Source organism: Erythrobacter sp. EC-HK427, from assembly GCF_902498745.1.
GTDB lineage: Bacteria > Pseudomonadota > Alphaproteobacteria > Sphingomonadales > Sphingomonadaceae > Alteraurantiacibacter.
Window position 1 is genome coordinate 1449175 of the sequence record NZ_LR701479.1, and the last position, 19126, is coordinate 1468300.

14 protein-coding genes are annotated in these 19126 nt (G+C 62.8%); 3 read left to right on the plus strand and 11 right to left on the minus strand.

What is annotated here, in order from left to right; all coding sequences use genetic code 11:
- Window positions 1-33 precede the first annotated feature (33 nt).
- The 9 genes from virB11 to GC121_RS07115 all read right to left on the minus strand — a co-directional run bounded on the left by virB11 (window position 34) and on the right by GC121_RS07115 (window position 8526).
- The gene (gene virB11, locus GC121_RS07075; RefSeq protein ID WP_151973415.1) at window positions 34-1071 is read right to left on the minus strand and encodes a P-type DNA transfer ATPase VirB11; all 1038 of its coding nucleotides are present in this window, start codon (window positions 1069-1071) and stop codon (window positions 34-36) included.
- Window positions 1072-1081: 10 nt separating this feature from the next.
- Window positions 1082-2254, minus strand: coding sequence for a TrbI/VirB10 family protein (locus GC121_RS07080; RefSeq protein WP_151973417.1), 1173 nt, complete (start codon window positions 2252-2254; stop codon window positions 1082-1084).
- Between the two features lie 17 nt (window positions 2255-2271).
- Window positions 2272-3069 (minus strand): TrbG/VirB9 family P-type conjugative transfer protein, encoded by a 798-nt coding sequence (locus tag GC121_RS07085; RefSeq protein WP_151973419.1) that lies wholly within the window; start codon window positions 3067-3069, stop codon window positions 2272-2274.
- Entirely contained in the window at window positions 3066-4295 is a 1230-nt protein-coding gene (locus GC121_RS07090) for a type IV secretion system protein (RefSeq protein WP_151973421.1), read from the minus strand. Before GC121_RS07090 ends, GC121_RS07085 begins: the two co-directional genes overlap by 4 nt.
- Window positions 4292-6727 (minus strand): VirB4 family type IV secretion/conjugal transfer ATPase, encoded by a 2436-nt coding sequence (locus GC121_RS07095; protein WP_151973423.1) that lies wholly within the window; start codon window positions 6725-6727, stop codon window positions 4292-4294. The genes GC121_RS07090 and GC121_RS07095 overlap by 4 nt, the downstream gene beginning before the upstream one ends.
- A gap of 19 nt (window positions 6728-6746) precedes the next feature.
- Window positions 6747-7028, minus strand: a complete 282-nt coding sequence (locus tag GC121_RS07100; RefSeq protein WP_151973425.1) for a type IV secretion system protein VirB3 — start codon at window positions 7026-7028, stop codon at window positions 6747-6749.
- Between the two features lie 13 nt (window positions 7029-7041).
- Window positions 7042-7347 carry a TrbC/VirB2 family protein gene (locus GC121_RS07105; RefSeq protein ID WP_151973427.1) on the minus strand — a complete coding sequence of 102 codons (306 nt, stop codon included), beginning with the start codon at window positions 7345-7347 and terminating at the stop codon, window positions 7042-7044.
- A 2-nt stretch (window positions 7348-7349) separates the two neighbouring features.
- Window positions 7350-7985 (minus strand): lytic transglycosylase domain-containing protein, encoded by a 636-nt coding sequence (locus GC121_RS07110; protein ID WP_234421146.1) that lies wholly within the window; start codon window positions 7983-7985, stop codon window positions 7350-7352.
- A gap of 169 nt (window positions 7986-8154) precedes the next feature.
- Window positions 8155-8526, minus strand: a complete 372-nt coding sequence (locus tag GC121_RS07115; RefSeq protein WP_234421147.1) for a tetratricopeptide repeat protein — start codon at window positions 8524-8526, stop codon at window positions 8155-8157.
- Between the two features lie 287 nt (window positions 8527-8813).
- On the opposite strand from GC121_RS07115, the gene GC121_RS07120 reads away from it, so the two are divergent.
- Together GC121_RS07120 and GC121_RS07125 are read left to right on the plus strand one after the other, a co-directional pair.
- Complete coding sequence (locus GC121_RS07120; protein ID WP_151973429.1) at window positions 8814-10409, plus strand: hypothetical protein; 1596 nt, start codon at window positions 8814-8816, stop codon at window positions 10407-10409.
- 122 nt (window positions 10410-10531) lie between these two features.
- Complete coding sequence (locus tag GC121_RS07125; protein WP_339390147.1) at window positions 10532-13228, plus strand: TonB-dependent receptor domain-containing protein; 2697 nt, start codon at window positions 10532-10534, stop codon at window positions 13226-13228.
- Window positions 13229-13374: 146 nt separating this feature from the next.
- Here the strand turns inward: GC121_RS07125 and GC121_RS07130 are convergent, their stop codons facing one another.
- Together GC121_RS07130 and GC121_RS07135 are read right to left on the minus strand one after the other, a co-directional pair.
- Complete coding sequence (locus GC121_RS07130) at window positions 13375-14049, minus strand: response regulator transcription factor (protein ID WP_151973431.1); 675 nt, start codon at window positions 14047-14049, stop codon at window positions 13375-13377.
- Between the two features lie 80 nt (window positions 14050-14129).
- Window positions 14130-15638, minus strand: coding sequence for a tryptophan halogenase family protein (locus GC121_RS07135; RefSeq protein ID WP_151973433.1), 1509 nt, complete (start codon window positions 15636-15638; stop codon window positions 14130-14132).
- Between the two features lie 322 nt (window positions 15639-15960).
- On the opposite strand from GC121_RS07135, the gene GC121_RS07140 reads away from it, so the two are divergent.
- Window positions 15961-19071, plus strand: a complete 3111-nt coding sequence (locus tag GC121_RS07140) for a TonB-dependent receptor (protein ID WP_234421148.1) — start codon at window positions 15961-15963, stop codon at window positions 19069-19071.
- Window positions 19072-19126: the final 55 nt, after the last annotated feature.

Below are 19126 nucleotides of genomic sequence, written 5' to 3' on the forward strand. Positions count from 1 at the left end.
CTGCGCGCAAGAGAGGGCGCGCGGCGGACACAATCACGCCCAGCTTTCGGCCAGATCGCTCGCTTTGGCGATGGCGCTGATGCCGCGTTTGCCGTCGCTGCGATCCAGCTGGACGATCACGTCGATGACGCTGGCGGCATAGGCGATGGTGTCGCTGCGGGTGAGGCCGATCCCCGTCTGCATCACCATCAGCGCCAATTGCTCCAGCGCGCCGCGCAGGCTGTTGGCGTGAATGGTGGAGAAGCTGCCAGGATGGCCGGTGTTGATCGCGCGCAGGAAGCTGACGCTTTCCGCCCCGCGCAATTCGCCCAGCACGATCCGGTCGGGCCGCAGGCGCAGCGCGGATTGCAGCAATTCGTTGGCGGTGACTTTCGCTTCGCCCAGCTCGCCCTTCACCGCGACAAGGCCCACGCTGTTGAGGCCGGGGAATTTGAGTTCGGGCGTATCCTCCACCAGCACCACGCGCTCCTCGCGCGGGATTTCGCCCAGCATGGCGTTGAGGAAAGTCGTCTTGCCGGTACTGGTGCCGCCGGAAATCAGGATCGTTTTGCGCGCCCTGATCGCGGCGCGCAGGAAGGCAATAGGTTCGGCCTGCGGATCGGGCAAAACGGGCTCGGCGTGCGGGGTCAGCGGGCCTGCATCGTAAGCATCCAAAGGCAGATCGAGTCGGCGGTGGCGGCGGATCGACATCGCCCAGTGCTTGCGGGTAGCGGGCGGGCCGCAGAACTGGATGCGCGCGCCGCCATACTCATCCGCGGGTAGCGTCGCGCCGAGCAGCGGATGTTCGCGGTTGATGCCCTGATGGCTGACCCGCGCGACTTGCTCGGCCAGCCGCTGCACCAGCTTGTCGGTAATCTCGGCGCGCTCGATACGGGTCATCCCGCCCGACACGGCCGCGTCTTCGATCCACATTTCCCCCGGGCCGTTGACGAGGATTTCGGTGACCGTGTCCCGCTCCAGCCATTCGCGGAACGGTGCGAGATAGGCGTCGAGATAGACCGAACCGCCGCCCGCCAGCTGTGCTGCGTCCGACCCGGCATCATCGGGCAAGGGATGGAGGTCGCCGTTCATCGCAACCGCCTTACCGGCGCACCGCCGGAGCCGTGCCGAAATCGAGATCGCGCGCGGTGTAGACGCGGATCGGTTCGCCCATGCCCACGCGGATGGTCGGCGAGCGTTGGCCGTCCTGCTGCAAGGCGGTGCTGGCCGCGCTTTGGCCACCGCCGAGCACCACCGAGGCACCGCCGCTGGCAATATTGGTCAGCCCTCCGATCACCGACAGCAGCATGGCCGAGCCGAAACGGCTGAAGAAATGCGTATCGACTTCGCCTTCCAGCCCCGCTGTCCCGTCAAACGCGGTGCCGGGGCTTTGCAGCGCGACCGAGACACCATCGGGCCGGATCACCCGTTGCCAGATGACATAGGCGCGGCGCTGGCCTGCCTGCAGCCCGCTCTGGTACTGGCCGACCAGGCGGCTGGAGCGCGGGATCAGCACGCGGCTGCCATCATGGCTGCGCACATCCTGGCTCACCACCGCGCGGACATAGCCGGGGACATCGGTGTTGATCGCGGTTTCGAGGATTGCGGGGATCATCGTCCCCTGCGTCACCGTGGTCGCCGGGTTGAAATCGACCGAGGCGCTCGCCGTCCCGCCACCGACTCCGCCGACGCGGGCGGCAAAATCATTCGCCCCGCCCGAGCCGGGGATTGTCGCATTGGGCTGCGCGGCGCTTGCCGCCTCGGCCTGCGCGGCGACAGCGGCGGCGGAGGAGGGCGCGGTGCCGCCATCGAAAACGAGCGTGGGGGAATTGAAATTGGGCGGTGCGGCAACCGGCCCCGCGATCACCGTCGCATCGGGGGCGCGGGTCAATTCGACGGGTTGCACCGTGGCTCCGCCCACCGGCTGCGTCACCGCTGCTGCGGTCGCATTGGCGCTGGGCAAGCCGTCGGTCGGCGTAGTGCCGGGGGCGACGGCCATATTGGGTGCGGTGTTGGGCTGGGCGACTTGCTGGTCTTGAGCATCCTCGCTCGCCGGACCATCACTCGTAGACAGGACTCCCCATGCGCCAGCTCCGACAAGTGCGACAAAGGCGATCCCTGCCAGTAGTCCGATTGTATCGGCCCGCGCATTGCGGTTGGCGACTGCCGGATAGGCGGTGCGGCTGGCGAGATCGATGCTCTCCTCGCTCGCGCTGTCACGCGGATCGCCTTCGCTGGCGGCACTTTCGCCCGGAAGCTGATTCGACTGTTTCATCGTCTGATCCCTTCCTCTCAGTCGCGTTCCGCCGAACGGGCTGTGCCGTCCGCCAGATAGCCGCCGCTGGTGCCCTGATTGACGAGCAGCGCCTCGTTGTCGCCCGATCGCAGGATGATTTCCGCCGGCACCAGGTCAAGCACGATCGTATCGCCGCGCACTGCGTAATTGACCGGGCCTTCATTGCCTTCGTGATCGGTCAGCAGGATCGCGGGCATGGCGCGGTCGCCCGGCCAGGTAAGAAAGGTCGCCACGCCATTGTCATAGACTTCGCTCGGCATCAGGCTGGTGTCGCCGGTGCGCACCCAGCTGAAATTGAGCATGGCGGGATCGAGCACGGCATATTCGTCATTCGCCGCGGCTGTTTCCAGCGCATTGGGTGCGCCTGCGCCGACCAGCGTATCGGGGCCGTCCTCTTCTTCCTCGGGCGGGAGCAATTCGGCGGGATAGATGAAAGTCAGGATATACACCGGCGTGCGCGTATCGGGCACTGCCACCAGATCGAAGAGATAGGTGAAGCGGTTGGTGATGACCGTCATATTGGTCGCCGCGCGCGGCAGCAGCGGTTTGACGAATAACAGATTGGCGCGGCGGTTGGGCGTCACCTGCCATGCGGCGCTGTCTCCGATGGCGACGTTTTCAATCGTCTCGCCCTCGCCGAAGCGGATCGTGCTCTGCACATTCACACGGCCTTCGACCCGCACGACGCTGTAGGGATCATACAGCCGCTCGACCAGGCGCGGGTCTTGCGCCGCGGCGGGGGTAGCGAGCGTGGTCAGCGCCAGCACTGCCATGATGATGGCGTGGCGGATCATGTCATTTTCTCCGTAGAGAGTCGTTGGGAGCGCACAGGGGCGGATTTGAAACGGCTGCCGATGCCGCGCGCGCGGGAAGGCAGGCTGCTGTTGGAGGGAGCCGCCTGTGTGGCGGCGGCACCGCCGATAATGCGCGTTTCGCGGGTGGTCGTGCTGCTGCCCGCCGCACCTGAATCATTCGCTGCCATGGGCACCGCCGCTGCCGCCACGCGCACATCGCGGGCGACGGCGGGGGCCAGTTGCCGCGCGCGGTCGCTTGCGGTGGCGGTGGCCAGCGCCGGATTGACCGCCGGAATCGCCATGGTCGACGCAGGCGTTGGCGCAGGCGCCTGCGGGCGATCATCCGCAGTACGCACCAGTCCGAATACGCTCCACCCGCTGACCATGGTGGTGAGCACTTTCAGTACCATAAACATCAGCGCCAGATGCACCGCGCCAATCATGAAAAAGGCCATCGCGGGCCGCACGTCGATCTCGCCGGGCGAGCTGGCAAGGCTGGACAGCACGGGCACCGCCAGTTCGAGCATCAGCGTCCCGCCCAACACCGCAAAGAGCGGCGTCAGGGCCATTAACACCACGGCTTTCAGCCAACCCGTAAACAGGCCGCGCGTGCCATCGAACAGGGCCGTGAGAATGAAGATCGGGCCAAGCCCCATCAGAATGGCAAGTGCGATTTTGCTCGTCGCCAACACGCCGACAGTGCCCAGAAGGAGCATCGTTCCACCGGACCACAGCAGACCCGGCGGCGAAAATATGCTGGTGTTCGCATCCATCGCATCCCCGCCAGATGCTTCCATCAAAGCCAGCATCACCGCATCTAGTTTATCGGCGAAGATAATGGTGGCAGAACCGTCCGAATCCATAATTACCGATGCGAGCGAATCCGGGCCGGTTACGAACAGGGAATAGAAGACTTGTTGGAACAGTAGCCAACTCGTCGCGAAAGTGACGACGAGCACTAGCGTGACCATTTTCGGGGTAAGCGATGCCAACCCGATGCGCGTCCTTCCGGTGACCAAGGCATACCCGATCAGGGCAACGAAAATAACCAACACTGCCGTCAGCGTGGGGCCGAGAGCGCCGCCCTCGGCAAACAGATTGTTGAACGCCGCCTCGCTCATCGCATTGGCGGCGCAGTCGACACCACGGAGGCTCGCGCCGATGCCTGCGCCGACCGCTTCCATCTGGCGCTGGCAGTCCGCTGTCATGACGCCCAATGCGCTCATTCGGCGGCCTCGCGGTTGCTATCCGACACCACCCCGTCGGGGCCGGGCCAGACATGGCCGGTCAGCGCGGGATACCATTTGGCAGGCGCATTGCCGAGCGTGGCGCGCAGATCATCCAGCCGCCGCACACTGCTTTCGCGCCCCGAGAGGATTGTCAGCACTTCGGGCGCATTGGATAGATCGAGCCGCACGACCACGCTGGCATCGGGCTGGCGGACAAGGAAGCAGCGGCTATGCGCGGGCAGCGATTTGATCAGCGCCAGCTCGTGCTCGGTCAGACCGAAACCGTCGCAATAGTCTTCGTAGCGGGCGCGGGCGTTGGGCATGAAGACCATGGTGGCGGTCTGCTCCACCAGCGCGGTGCTGATCTTGGAATCGAGCGCATCGCGCGCCGATTGCGTGGCAAAGCCCACCAGCGCATTGCGTTTCCGCAAGGTCTTCAGCCAGTCGCGGATGCGGGCTGCGAAGACCTCGTCATCCAGCGCCTTCCAGCCTTCATCGATCAGGATCATCGCCGGATCGCCGTCCAGCCGCTCGTCAATGCGGTGGAACAGATACATCATGGTCGGCGTGCGCAGCTTGGGGTTTTCCAGCAGCGCGGTCATGTCGAAACCCATCACGCGGGTGGTGAGATCGAGATTGTCCGTCGCATTGTCGAACAGCCAGCCATGCTCGCCGCCCTGACCGTCGTCCGAGCCGATCCATGCCGAAAGACGGTCAGCCAAATCGCCCGGCTGCGGGCGGCGGCTGCCGGAAACCAGCTCTTTGAAATGGCGCAAGCGGCGCAGCGAGGGCGCATTGGCATAGGCCGCGTCCACCGCCGTGGCGATGGTGGCGGCTTCTTCCGGCCCTTCGGCTTGCAGCAGCACGCTGAGCCAGTCGCGCAGGAAAGCGCGGTTGGTGGGGTTATCTGGCATGGCGAGCGGGTTGAAACCGGTCGGCTGGCCCGAGGCAATCCGGTCGTAATTGCCGCCAATGCCGCGAATGAACAGTTCCGCGCCGCGATCCTTGTCGAACAAAACCGTGCGGGGTGCGAATTTCTGCGCCTGCGCGGCGAGGAAATTCATCACTACGGTCTTGCCCGAACCCGACGGGCCGATAACCGAGAAATTGCCCAGATCGCCATTGTGGAAGTTGAAGAAGAAGGGGGTGGAGCTGGTGGTTTGCAGCAGCGTCACCGCGTCGCCCCAGTGATTGCCTTGCGCCTGCCCCAGCGCGAAACCGTGCAGGCTGCCAAAACTCGCCATATTCGCCGTCGAGATCAGCGAGCGGCGCACCACATATTGCTCGTTCCCCGGGAACTGGCCCCAGAAGGCGGGCTCCAGATTGGTGTCCTCGCGCACGACGATCGCGCCGGTATCGCCCAGCGCTGCGCCGACCGCGGCTGCGGCATCGTCGAGCCGATCGAGCGAGCGTTCGCGCACCAGCACCGACAAATGGTGATCGCCAAAGCCGACGCTGCCCGCGCCCAGTTCGTCGCGCGCGGCCATCATGTCCGCCCGCTCGGCCTGCGCGTCCTCGTCGGCGCTGCGCAACCGGCGGATCGCGAGATCGATCCGCTCGCGCGCGCTCTGGCGTTCCTGCGGCGCGAACGTCTCGGTGACGATCATTTCATAAGGCAGGCGCAGCATCGGATCGAGCAGGCCGGGATGGGTTGCCTCGGGATAGTCCTTCAGGCTGAGCATGGCGGAAAAATCCGCCCCGCCGCTGCCGCGCAATTCCATCGCATCGAGCCCGAAGCTGGCGCGGCGATAGGGCAGCATATCGCCGATATCGGTTTCATCCGAGGGCCGCCGCACCGGGCGCATTTCGCCATTATAAAGCGCGGAGAGCAGCTCCAGCGTTTCGTTGAACAGCTCGCCGTTCGCGCCGCGATAATCGCCCAGCGGCTGCGCGCCATATTCGGCAAGGCTGGCCGCGAGCGCCTGCACCGCGCCGCGCAAGGAGCGTAGATCGCGCGGATCGATCTCATCCGCCTCGCGCGCCTTGCCTTTGAACCATTTGCTTGCCCGCTCGACCAAGCCTGCCTTGCCGCGCGCTGGACGGCGCACAAGCGTGACGAACTGGTCATTGACGAAAAGCGAGCCGGAGGAGAGCTTTTCGCGCCAGCGCCGGTCGATATGCGCGGACAGCGGGTCTTCAAACGTTGCGTCCAGCTCCACGCTCACGCGGCGGCGGATGACGTGGTGATAGAGCACAAAGCGCGCATCAAGGTTCGACCGCAGCATCACCTCGCGCGTTTGCGCATGGGCGTTCAGCGCGTCGGTTTCCTCGGTCTCGAACAGCAGGCCGGGCACCTGCAGCGCTGCCATCAGCGATCCGTCGCGCAGCAGTAGGACGCCGTCGTCGATCAGCCGCGCATAGGGCAGGCGGTCACCAGCCTGCGCTTCCTTCGCGCTCCAGGCCGCGGCTCCCAGCCACTTGTTGCTCATGCTGCGTGCTCCAGAATATTCACGGCGCGTAGGAATTGCAGCCCCAGCGCGCATAATTGCGCACGCGGGGGCATTGCGAAACCTTGGTGACCCACAGGTCGATAATCCGCGGCTCCCGCAAGGAAGCGAAATAGCCGACCAGGTGCATCACCAGCGCCACGGGAACGAACCACCAGCTTTTCAGGATAAGAAAAGCAATGGTCGACACCATCATATTGATGATGAAAAAGTTCATCGTCACGCCCGCAAACATTTGCGGACGGGTCAGCGCGCGATGGACGGGGTGGCGGATCAGCGGCATGGGGGCGGGTGCCTCAGCCTGCCGCGCTCTGGATGCCGCCGACGATCGACGCCGCGCCGAAAATGATGAACACGCCGATGATCACGGTCGCGCCGAAACGCCAGTTCACCCGGCCCGTCAGCATCATGAAGCCGACGGCGGCCACCGCCATGACCGCCGCCGTTGTCGCGATCTGGCCGAGTAGCACGCCCTGCATCCAGCTGAAGGCATTGTTGATCGGCTGCGAACCGGCAGGATCCTGCGCCATCGCGGCGCTCGGCAACAGAAGCGTGAAAAGCGCGGCCAGTCGGGCCAAAGAAGCGCGGAGCGGTTGAAGCATGATTATCGTGTTTCCCGGGAGTGATAAGCGAGGCGGCCCAAAATGGCGGCCACATAGTTTTGTGTTTCACGGATGCGCGGAACGCCGCCTGAACGGATCACCCGCTCCGGCCCTGCATTATACGCTGCCAGCGCCAGTTCAAGATTGCCGTTAAACCGGTCAAGCTGCTGGCGCAGATAGCGCGCGCCGCCTTCCAGATTGGCGAAGGGATCGTTGGAATCGACGCCAAGATCGCGCGCGGTGCCCGGCATCAGCTGGGCAAGGCCGCGGGCACCGGCGGGCGAAACGGCATTGGAGCGCCAGCGGCTTTCCTGCCAGACCAGCGCTTCGATGAGAGCAGGGCTGAGATTATACCGCGCCGCCAGCATGGTGACATGATCGACATAGGCAGGCGGGATATGCGCCAGCACATTGCCGGCAGAGGGCGTAGCGGGGTTGATGTTCGTTGCGGGCAAGCCGGTTGAAGGCGCGCTGGCACCAAAGCTGGGTGCAACTGCCGAGCCTGCGAGCCCGCCGGTGACCCACGCCGCCTCGCCATCCGCACCGATTTCCATGACCTGCGCCTGCGCCTGCGCGGGAAGCGCATAGGCACAGCACAGCATTATCATGGCAATTGCGCGGCGATTGCGCGGAATCATGCAAAGACCCTCCAGCAGCGAGGCCTTTGCTTACACGAAATGACACGGCTGTGACAAACCCGCAGGATTGCGTCCGCCACACAAAAATCGACCCGGACGCGGAAGGAACACGCGCACCGGGCCGAGGCAGCTTCACTTCCAGCAGTGAAGAAACGGGGTATTGCGGGGCTTAGCGGGCCGCCAGCCGGTAATTTTCCAGCGTGCCGAGCGCCATCAGGGCGACGCGGCGGGAATCGACCCAGCGACCATCCGCCAGCTCCATATCGTAGCGCGTGCTGCTTTCCAGCGCCGCTGTATAATAGAGTCGCGCTTCCTCGGCATTGCCGAGCTGCTGATGGACGCTGCCGAGATTGATCAGCGTCGCCGGATCTTCCGGATCAGCCGCATGGGCAGCTTCGAGAACCGCAAGCGCGCCCTCAAGATTGCCGTTGGCGATTTCCTCGTAAGCGACATTCAGGACTTCGGGATCGGCGTCAGCGACCGGCGGCAGCATGGCCGCCTGGGCCAGCATGAGCGGCGCGAGTGTTAGCGTTGCAATCATAACTCTCTCCTTGTTCTGGGCACTTTGTGCGCCTCCCAGCATCGAGATGCAACAAAACTGTAACATTGTCATAAATCTGAAACACGGGCCTGTGCCTTCAGCCCCTCCGACCAAAGGTGGATAAGTTAATGCAAAATCTTTCAATGCTTTATGGGACTTGACTGGCAGATTCCCCAAACCGTCACAGTATCGCAAATAAACCGTCACACCGCAGGCCTATTGCCCCCCTCGCGACATCGATCCCGTTGCTTTGCAATTCAAACGATCCTCATGAGGGGCTGTAAGCTGTGACCAAACTATCCCGTTCACTCATCATTGGTAGCTCGATTCTGGCGCTCGCCGCTTGCGGCCCGGAAGAAATTGCTTCGCCCGGCACCGGCGGCAATGTCATCATCAACAACCCGGCACCGACGCCGGCACCGACCCCGACTCCCACGCCGACCCAGGCGCTGGTGACCCCGGCTGGCGGCTGCCCGACCATCGCCGATGCACAGGGCCTGACCGACGAAGGCACGATCACCGGCCCCGAAGGCACCTGGCGTGTGTGCACCCTGCCGGCCCGCCTCAACGTCTCTTCGACGCTCCCGCGCTTTGACGGCCTCCTGTACCGCATCGCTGGTGAAACCAATGTTGGCACCGACGGCGGCCCGGCTGCCGATGCTTCGGACGGCCTCTCGGACACCAACGTGACGCTCACCATCGATCCCGGCGTGATCCTCTACAGCTCGGGTTCGGGCTTCCTCAACGTGACCCGCGGCAACCGCATCAACGCCGTCGGCACCCCGCAGATGCCGATCATTTTCACCAGCCGTGACAATGTGGTGGGCTTCAACACCAACAACCCCAACGCTTCGGGCCAGTGGGGCGGCGTGGTGCTTTCGGGCCGCGCTCCGGTTACCGATTGTATCGCACCGGGTGCAACGCCTGGCACGGTGGATTGCGAACGTCAGGTTGAAGGCGCTGTGAACCCCGCCCTGTTCGGCGGTGCGTCGCCGGGCGACAGCTCGGGCAGCATGCGTTACGTGCAGATCCGCTTCTCGGGCTTCGTGCTGTCGGGCAATAGCGAGCTGCAGGCGCTGACCACCGGCGGCACCGGTCGCAGCACCGTGCTCAACCACATCCAGTCGGTCAACTCGTCGGATGATGGCGTCGAATTCTTCGGTGGCATCGTCAACATTGCGAACCTGATCGTGGCGGGCGCGGAAGACGATTCGCTCGATACCGACACCGGCGTGAAGGCGAACATGCAGTTCGTGATCGCTGCGCAGCGTCCTGATGTCGGCGATACGATCATCGAGGCGGACAGCGACAACGGCCTGTACCAGCAGACCCCGCGTCAGAACACGACGATCGCCAATGCGACCTTCATCCAGCGCAACAACCGTGACCAGGTCATCCGCATCCGCGGCGGCACCGATTACGGCCTGTACAACACGCTGGTGATCGATGCTTCGTCGGCTGGCACGCCGTGTATCCGCATCGACCAGACCGAAACCATCGCTGCCACCAATCCGGGCGGTGATGAAGTGGGTGCGCCGCGCTTCAACTCGGTGGCCCTCGATTGCGCCACCGACTTCCGTGCGGGCAGCAGCGGTGTCTCGCTGGCCAATACCGAAGCGGTGTTCAATGCCGGCACTGGCAACAATGCCAGCTTCACCAACACCATCGTCAACGGCTACCTCAACGGTGCCAACGAGACCGGCTTCACCCCGATCTTCGACGTGACGACGCTGAACAATAACGGCTTCAGTTTTGTGGCCACCAACTTCATCGGCGCGGTCAGCCCGACCGATGACTGGACGCAGCGTTGGACGTGTAACTCGGCGGCCGTGAGCTTCGGCACCAACAATACCGGCGACTGCACCAGCATCCCGGTCTTCTAAGTGGCTTTGGAGGGGGCTGCGGGCATGATTATGTGTCTGCCTGAGGCCCCCTCTGCCGCATTTGCGAGCGGAGCCTTGGCGTCCGCTTATGACATTCTGGATCGTATGCGAGGGATTCCCCGATGATGACCACTGGCAAGAAGCTGGCGGCTTTGCTCCTCTTCACCACCGCCCTCACCGTGCCGGGTGCGGCATTTGCCCAGGCAACCCCTGAAGAGGAAGCGGCGAACACGCCCTCCACGCAGGATCCCGGCGATGCCGATCCCGAGGATGAGTTCGAGCAACCCGATATTTCCATCCCCGGCGGCAATACGATCATCGTGACCGGCCGCGTCAACCGCGATCCGGTGCAAAGCTCCAGCCAGGTTGTCGACGTTGTCTCGAGCGAGCAGATCGCACGCCAAGGCGAAGGCGACATCGCCGGCGCTCTGGGCCGCGTGACCGGCCTTTCGGTGCAGGGTCAAGGGTTCGTCTATGTTCGCGGGCTCGGTGACCGTTATTCGCTGGCGCTGCTCAATGGCCTGCCGCTGCCTTCGCCCGAGCCGCTGAGCCGCGTGGTGCCGCTGGATATTTTCCCCACCAACGTCATCGCCTCCTCGCTGGTGCAGAAGACCTATTCTCCCAACTTCCCCGGCGAATTTGGCGGCGGTGTGATCAACCTGACCACCCGCGCCATTCCCGATGAAAGCTTCATCACGCTGAGCACCGGGCTGAGCGCCGACACCGAAACAACGTTCCACAACGGCCTGTCCTATTACGGCTCGGACTATGACTGGTTCGGCTTTGACGACGGTACCCGCGATGCGCCGCCCGCGCTGCAAACCTATTTCGGCAGCGGCCTGCGGTTGAGCGACATTCCGCTCGATCCCTCGCAGAACATCGACGGCGCGCCGGTAACCCAGCAGGATATCGCGCAGCAGCTGGGCAACCCCAATCTAGTGCTGTTGCAGACGATCGGTGACATTCCGGCCAATTGGTCGGCGGGTCTGACCGCGGGGGCCGCGATCGACGTTGGTAGCGACGGCCAGTTCGGCATTATCTTCACCGGCTCGGTGTCGAACCGCTGGCGTACGCGCGACATCACCGCGCAGACGATCTTGGCCGACTTCTCGCTCGATACCGATTTCAACGATCTGGTGACCGACAACCGTTCGCTGGTGAACGCCATGCTCGGCTTCGGGCTGGAAATCGGCGATCATCAGTTCCGCTTCACCAACCTGTATATCCGCGACACGCAGAAGTTGGCGCGGCTTTCGCAGGGTGAGGATTTCCAGGACGACGATAGTGTCCAGCAGCAGCAGACTGCTTGGTACGAACGGCAGCTGATCGACACCCAGTTGGTGGCCGAGCTGGAATTTGGCGACCTTGGCGTCGATCTGCGCGGCGGCTACGCCCGCACCGACCGTGAAGCACCTTACGAATACACCTTCACCTACGTGCGTTCGAACACGCCGGGCGAGCTCGGCAACACCTTCATTAACGTGCTCGACCGCCAGACGGGCGACGCTTCGGTGGTGTTCTCCGACCTGCAGGAAGAACTGTGGTCGGGCGGCATTGACCTTAGCTACCCGCTGTTGGACAGTCTCGCATTGACGGTGGGCTACGCTTACAGCGACACCATCCGCTTCTCCGAGCGCCGCGAATTCCTGTTCAACGCACCCACCAGCCTGCCCGACGCGGTTGGCGCGCTGCGCCCCGACCTGCTGCTGGGCGATGCCATCATCGACTTCTTCGATATCGGCCTGATCGAATCGACGCAGTCCGATCCGGCCTTCGACGCTGGTCTTGAAGTTCATGGCGGCTACGGCAAGATCAACTGGGAGCCGGTGTTTGGCCTCAGCGTGGATGCCGGCGTGCGTTACGAACGCGCGACGCAGTTCGTGCGCCCGGCCGAAGTCTTCGCCACCCCGTCGGTCTCGACCGCTTCGACCTCGCTCGAAAACGAGTACTGGCTGCCAGCAGCCACGATCACTTTCGAGCCGATCGAGGACTTGCAGCTGCGCGCCAACGCCTCGCGCACCATTGCCCGCCCGCAGTTCCGCGAGCTGATTTTCCAGACCTTCTACGATCCGGAAACCAACCGCCAGTTCAACGGTAACCCGTTGCTGATTGATAGCGAGTTGACCAATTACGAAGTTCGCGGCGAATATTATCTGGGCGGGGGTGACCGCATCTCGGTCGCCGCCTTCTACAAGGATATCCAGGACCCGATCGAAGCCTTCTCCAGCTTCTCCGACAACAACCAGCTCACCAGCTTCGCCAACGCCCCGTCGGCCACGCTGTATGGTGTGGAAGCCGATGTTGCTTACACGATCAGCCTGATGGATTGGGGTGGGTGGTTCGAAAGCAAGGACCTCTCGATCTTTGCCAACTACACCTGGACCAGTTCGGAAATCGCGGTTGATGCGGCAGACACCACGCTGCTGTTCCCCAGTGGCGTGACCCCGGCGACGAACTTGTTCCGCGATGGCGTGCCGCTGACCGGCCAGTCCGATCACCTCGCCAACTTCCAGGTCAGCTTGGAAGACATCGACACGCTGCAGCAGTTCACCGTGCTGCTCAACTATGCGAGCGAGCGCGTTACCAGCCGCGGCACGTCCGGCCTGCCTGACATCGTCGAAGATCCCGGCCTGCGCGTCGATCTGGTGTTCCGTCAGGGCATCGATCTGTTCGGCTCCGAAGCGGAGTTCAAGTTCGAAGCGCGCAACATTTTCGGGCGCGGGAACGAGGAGTTCCAGACCAACGGCATTGACCGGTTCGAGATCAACACGTTTGACGTCGGCACCACCATCGCCGGATCGCTCTCGCTCACTTTCTGATCGAAGCGGCATGAGCAACAAGGCCTCCGGCAGCGATGCCGGGGGCCTTTGCATTTCCGATCGAAAGCCGGGGAGCATCAATCCGGCGGCCGGACACACCGGTTACGATAGATATCTCAGACAGTTCGCTGCAGTGTTCGTCGTGCTCAGGGCGCGTCGAAAACGTAGCCCTTACCGTGGACGGTGCGCAGCACATGGTCCGCGCCCGCCTGCCGCAAGCCGTGCCGCAGCCGCTTGATCCACACATCTACGGTGCGCGTATAGCCAGGGTCACCAGCCTTGCCGAGCGCGTCGATCAGCTCCTCGCGGGAGAAGATTCTGTCGGGATTTTCCGCTAGATAGCGTAGTACGCGAAACTCGTTGGGGCGCAGCGGGATCGGCTCGCCCCGCCAACGCGCCTGCTCGCTGCCGAGATTGATGGTGAGCTCGCCGCGTTCGATCAGCCGGTCGGCCGCGGGGACGGCGGGGCCGCTTTGCAAGGCCAGCACCCTATCGAGCATGGCCTGACGGCTGAGCGGCGCAATCGCATAGTCATCCGCCCCCGCCTTCAACACGCGGCGCCGGTCTTCCACGTCATCTTCTTCGAGGATCACGGTGATATGCGCGTCGCCAAGGCGCGGATCGCTGCGCAAGCGGCGCACCATTTCCAGCCCCGAACAATCATCCAGCACCCAGTCGACAAAAATCCACGCCGGCCCTTCGACCAGCTGGCTGGGTCCGGCAGAGGTCAGCAGCGAAAAGGCGAACTGCATTTCACCATGCGCAAACGCGGCATACTGCGCAGCTTCCGTGCTGGTGGTAAGAATACTGACGCGCTTCATGCTTCGGCCCATCCCCTGATGTGACCGGAGTGCTGGAGGGATTTGTTGACCGCATTATGACAGCGCTGCGGGTTTTCCGCTTAGGCTGCTTTCGCCGGGCAATAACGGGCCAGATAGTCGCCGTGCGCGGGCATATGCTGCACGAGGAAGCGGATCGACTTTTCGATTTCGTCCAGTTCCTTATGCGTTTCGGCCTGATCCAGCGTCGCCGCCATGGCGTTGTGGCCGTTCATGGAAATGCCCTGACCCATCATAACCGCCGCCCAGCTGGTTTCGGTGAACAGCTCGTCATCCTCGCGGAAGATTTGCCCGTTCATTTTGAACAGCTCGACCTTCTCGGTCAGGCTGTCGGGCACGCTCATAGTGCGGCAGTAATTCCAGAAGTCCGAATCATCACGCCGCGTCGCATTGTAATGCAGGATGAGGAAATCGCGGATTTTCTCGTATTCCTTGGCCGTTAACCGGTTGAAACTCGCCTGCTGCGCCTCGTTCACTCCGTCGAGCGAGAGCAAGGCGATGAGCTTGTTGATGCCGGTGTTGATGAGGTGGATCGAGGTCGATTCGAGCGGCTCCATAAAGCCCGCGGCAAGGCCCAGCGCGACGACGTTCTTGTTCCAGAACTTCTTCCGCCGCCCGGTGATAAAGCGCAGGTGGTTGGGATCTGCCGTCGGCTTGCCGGCGATATTGGCGATAAGGATATCGGTCGCCTCGTCCGCGCTCATATAAGCGTCGCAATAGACATGGCCGTTGCCGTTGCGGTGCTGCAGCGGAACCTGCCACTGCCAGCCCGCCTTGTGCGCCGTCGCCTTGGTGAAGGGCGGCGGAGGAGCGCCGTCATCGCGGTTGCAGGGCAGGGCGACCGCACGGTTGCACGGCAGCCAATGTGTCCATTCCTCATAGCCGGTTTCGAGCGCCTGCTCGATCAACAGGCCGCGGAAGCCGGTGCAATCGACAAAGAAATCGGCGGCAATCTCCGGCCCGTTCTCCAAGGCGATTGACGTAACGAAACCCGTTTCGGCATCGAGCCGCACATCGGCGACCTTGCCTTCCGTCCGCACCACGCCGCGCGCTTCGGCATATTTGCGCAGGAAGGCCGCATAAGCGGTGGCGTTGATGTGATAGGCGTAATTGATCGGCGGCAGATCGTCGCGCTTCATGTCGTCGGTCTTGGCGAACTTGCCGAAATAGGCGGCCATGGTTTCGGCATTGAAGACCTGGATCGGGCGGTTGTCGCCGCGCGATTTCGCATGGTGCCAGATGTGGTGGAAGCTCAGCCCGCCCATCTGGTAGCCATAATTGCCGAAGGGGTGGATGTAGCTTTCGCCGACATTGCCCCAATTGACGAACTGGATGCCCAGCTTGAAGCTGCCTTGCACGGCGGCGAGCATTTCCGATTCGTCGATTTCGAGCAGCGTCTGGAAGTCGACAAAGGGCGGGATGGTTGCTTCGCCCACGCCAACCGTGCCGATCTCCTCGCTTTCCACCAGCGTGATCGCCAGCTCGCGATTCTTGCGCAACCGCGACAAGGCCGCTGCCGCCATCCAGCCTGCGGTTCCCCCGCCAACGATCACAATATGTTCGATTGCCATGTCTTGTTCTGCATCCTCTCGCTGCCGGACGATACCGCCGCGCCGCGCATTGCGAAAGGGGCGTTCGCCCTGTGCAATGGTCTGTGTCGGGCGGGTGTGCCGGAGCCAATGTTGGCAAAAATGTTACACCAGGCGCCCGCAAATGTGAACGTTCATTTTTTGCACTTGTGAACGATCACATTATTGGTATGCAAAGGCTGATCCCGAATGTCGGGACAGTTTTTGGTGCCGGTGCACGCAATCCGCAAGGCTGCATCGAAGGGGAGATTAGATGCGCAAATCCATGTTTACGCCCGCGAACCGGGCTCGTTCGCTTGCAACTGTGTCCAGCCTCGCGCTGTGTGCGGTGGTTTCCAATGGTGCCTTCGCGCAGGACGCCGATCCTGAAGCGCAGGTCGATCCGGAAGACGAAAACGTTATCGTCGTCTCGGGTTTCCGCGCCTCGCTGGAAAGCGCGCAGGACTTCAAGGAAAACGCCGACACGGTGGTTGATGTCATCACCGCCGAAGACATTGGCGCGCTGGCCGACCGCTCGGTTGCCGAAGCGCTGCAGCGCGTTCCCGGTGTGAATATCAGCCGTTTTGAACAGCGCGACGATCCGGACCGTTTCTCGGTCGAAGGCTCGAACGTCATCATCCGTGGCCTCCCCTATGTGCTGTCCAACCTGAACGGACGCGACATCTTCTCCGCCAATGGCGGCCGTACGCTGTCCTTCAACGATGTATCGCCCGAGCTTCTGGGCCGTGTCGAGATTTACAAGAACGTCTCGGCTGACATGATCGAAGGCAACATCTCGGGTCTGGTAAACCTTGTGACCCGTCGCCCGCTCGACAGACCAGGCTTTCACGTTGCCGGCACGATCGAGGGCAATTACGGCGACTTGGCACAAGAATGGTCGCCTGGTTTCTCTGGCCTGATCTCCAACACCTTCGACACCGGCATCGGCACCTTTGGTCTGCAGCTCGGTTACTCGCAGCAAGAGCTGGTCACCCGCACCGATGCGTCGCAGCTGACCGACCCGTGCTACCGCGCCGATACTTTCGACAGCGGCTGTCTGCGCGTCGTGAACGTCGGTTCGGGTGGCTATTTCGGCAACCCGAATTTCGACGAAACCAACTTCCCGCCCGCGGGCACTGTTGTGGTGCCGAAGGGCGCGGGTGTGCGCACCACCACGCTGACGCGCGACCGCCGCGCCTATTCGGCGACCGGCCAGTTTGAAAGCAATGACGGCGCCTTTGTTGTCACGCTCGAATATCTGCGCGCCGAAGTCGAAGGCTCGCTTTCCGAATTTGCGGCGCTGGCGCTGGTCAATGATGACGGCCTGTTCCCTGTTCCGGCCGCTGGTTCCACTTGGACGTTTGACGGCCCCGTGTTCCAGACCGGGGTGCTGACCCAGCTGCAGCCATTTGTCGGCAACCAGGCAGGCGGCATCCCGACCGAACTGCTGCGCTTCAACCGTGAAGACGAAGCCGTCACCGAAGACTTCAGCTTCGATGTCGATATGGAGCTGACGGATCGCCTGACGCTCAATTTCGAAGGCCAGTATATCAGCTCGAGCCGCAGCGAAGATGGCTTCATCTCCGCGATGCAGACCTACACCGATGTGCAGATCGACAATACCGGTGAAACGCCGCAGGTGACCTTCCTCGAGCCCGGCACCGGCGCTTCGAATGCATCTTACTTCAATGATCCGGCGCGCACCTTCTACTGGTTCCTGCTGGACAACCAGGTGCGCAACGAAGGGGATCTGTACAGCCTGCGTGCCGATCTGGAATATGATATTTCGGATGACGGCTTCTTCCGCACGGCGCGCTTTGGCGCCCGTTGGGCAGAGCGCAACCGCGTTACCCGTACCGCCAACTTCTCCAACTGGGGCAACCTTGGTGCACCGTGGACGGGCCGTGGCGGCAACTGGAACTGCGGCGACTTCCAGGCCTTTGGTTGCGGCGGTGCCTATGTGTTCGACTTCCCGAATTCGGCGGAAGTGCGCAATCCGTTCGGCGACAACTTCCAGCGCGGCGCTGCGCCGACTCCGCTGGGTGATGGTTCGGCCTTCTTCTTCGGTTCGGACAATGTGCTCGACGATTACCTGAGCGGCGCGGTCCGCACGCAGGCGAATGAAATCACTGCCTTCACCCTGACCCCGAACGCCTGGTTCCCGATCAGCGCGCGCGGTGGTGCGGTGGACGGGCCGTTCCTTCCGGGTGAAATCTCCGACGTCGATGAAACGACCCGCGCAGCCTATGCCCGCGTCGATTTCGGCACGGACTTCGCCAATGGCTGGGAATTGTCGGGCAATATCGGCATCCGCTATGTTGAAACGCTGATCGGTTCGGAAGGTGAAATCAACTTCCCCTTCGGCAACTTCTTCGACACCGATCAGAACGGCACGGTTTCGCAAGCTGAAATCGCTGCGGCTTGCGGCAATGTGCAGCCGGGGCAGCAAGCACCGGGCTATTGCTCGCTCAGCGCAGGCCGTCAGGCCGAATTCGCAGCGGCCTTCACTGGTGAAGTGATCGACGATAGTGATGACATCGCGTTCGACAACTGGTTGCCCAGCTTCAACGTGAAGCTGGACTTCGGTGGCGGCTTCCTGACACGCTTTGCCTACTCGACCGGCATTTCGCGTCCCGATCTGTCTGATTTCCGCACCGGCGGTGCGATCTTCGACAACAGCCGCTCGCTGGAACTGGCTGGCGCCGAAGCACTGGCAAATGGCCCGCTGTTCGCCATCTTCACCGGCAACCGCCTGTTGCGCCCGATCGAATCGGACAATTTCGACCTTAGCTTCGAATATTACTTCGATGATGTGGGCTCGATCACGGCGGCGGTGTTCCAGAAGGATTTCCGCAACCTGTTCGGCTTCGGCCCCACGGTGCGACCCTTCACCAGCCCCTCGGGGGTAACGGTGGATGTGGAAGTCAACGGCCCGGTCAACTTCGGCACTGCGCAGCTGCGCGGGGTGGAATTGGCCTATCAGGACGTGTGGGAATTCCTGCCCGGACCGCTGCAATATCTGGGCGGACAGTTCACCTACACCTATATCGACTCGAACGACTTCTCGTCAGACGGCGATGTGTTTGGTCAACTGCCGCAGCCCGGCATTTCGGAGCACACCGTCAACGCGACGCTGTTCTACGAGGTCGGCGGGTTCTCGGCGCGCGCAGCCTATAACTGGCGTTCCGAATTCCTGCAGACGCCGCGCGACGTGATCTTCCCGTTCTCGCCCATCTGGGGTGAATCGACCGGGCAGCTCGACGGCTCGATCTTCTACGACATCACCGATAACATCACGATCGGGGTGCAGGGCGTCAACCTGCTCGACGAAGTGACGCAGACAAGCTCGGTGATCGACTTTGACGGGACGCGGATCATCCGTTCCGCCTATCGGAACGACCGCCGCTTTACCGGTCTGGTGCGCTTCAGCTTCTAACCGGAGCGCAACGGATACCCTCCACAAGAGGGGGCAGATGGGCTCCGGTGTATTG